Origin of the sequence: Halomonas sp. DP5N14-9, from assembly GCF_019802175.1 — a bacterium.
GTDB lineage: Bacteria > Pseudomonadota > Gammaproteobacteria > Pseudomonadales > Halomonadaceae > Halomonas > Halomonas litopenaei.
Window position 1 is genome coordinate 1 of the sequence record NZ_JAHVHR010000022.1, and the last position, 1,234, is coordinate 1,234.

Consider the following 1,234-nt stretch of genomic DNA (forward strand, 5'->3'; position numbering starts at 1 on the left):
CGCTCTTTAACAATGTATATCATGCTGACAAAGTAAGATACGTTTCAAGCGTATCCGGCAATTGTCGTGACATCATCGATTGACAGACCCTTTGGGGTTATATGGTCAAGCGATGAAGCGCATACGGTGGATGCCTAGGCAGTCAGAGGCGATGAAAGACGTGGAAGCCTGCGATAAGGTTCGGCGAGGTGGCAAACGACCTGCGACCCGGACATCTCTGAATGGGGAAACCCACCCAAGGTAACTTGGGTATCTCATGTTGAATATATAGACATGAGAGGCGAACCGGGGGAACTGAAACATCTAAGTACCCCGAGGAAAAGAAATCAACCGAGATTCCCCTAGTAGCGGCGAGCGAACGGGGACCAGCCCTTAAGCAACACAACTGGTAGGTGAACAGATTGGGAAATCTGGCCATAGTGGGTGATAGCCCCGTAACCGAAACCTGAGTGTTGTGAAATCGAGTAGGTCGAGGCACGTGAAACCTTGACTGAAGACGGGGGGACCATCCTCCAAGGCTAAATACTCCTGACTGACCGATAGTGAACCAGTACCGTGAGGGAAAGGCGAAAAGAACCCCGGAGAGGGGAGTGAAATAGATCCTGAAACCGTATGCGTACAAGCAGTGGGAGCCAACTTGTTTGGTGACCGCGTACCTTTTGTATAATGGGTCAGCGACTTATTTTCAGTGGCGAGCTTAACCGTATAGGGGAGGCGTAGAGAAATCGAGTCTTAACTGGGCGACCAGTCGCTGGAAATAGACCCGAAACCGGGCGATCTATCCATGAGCAGGTTGAAGGTTGAGTAACATCAACTGGAGGACCGAACCAGGATCTGTTGAAAAAGATTTGGATGACTTGTGGATCGGAGTGAAAGGCTAATCAAGCCCGGAGATAGCTGGTTCTCCTCGAAAGCTATTTAGGTAGCGCCTCACGTATCACCGCCGGGGGTAGAGCACTGTTTCGGCTAGGGGGTCATCCCGACTTACCAACCCGAGGCAAACTCCGAATACCGGTGAGTGCAAGCGTGGGAGACACACAGCGGGTGCTAACGTCCGTTGTGAAAAGGGAAACAACCCAGACCGTCAGCTAAGGTCCCGAAATCCTGGTTAAGTGGGAAACGATGTGGGAAGGCTTAGACAGCTAGGAGGTTGGCTTAGAAGCAGCCATCCTTTAAAGAAAGCGTAATAGCTCACTAGTCGAGTCGGCCTGCGCGGAAGATGTAACGGGGCTCA

At 51.5% G+C, this 1,234-nt stretch carries 1 rRNA gene; it reads left to right on the plus strand.

The window, feature by feature from the left end:
* Positions 1-103 precede the first annotated feature (103 nt).
* Positions 104-1,234 (plus strand): 23S ribosomal RNA (locus KUW00_RS12965); the annotation flags it as partial.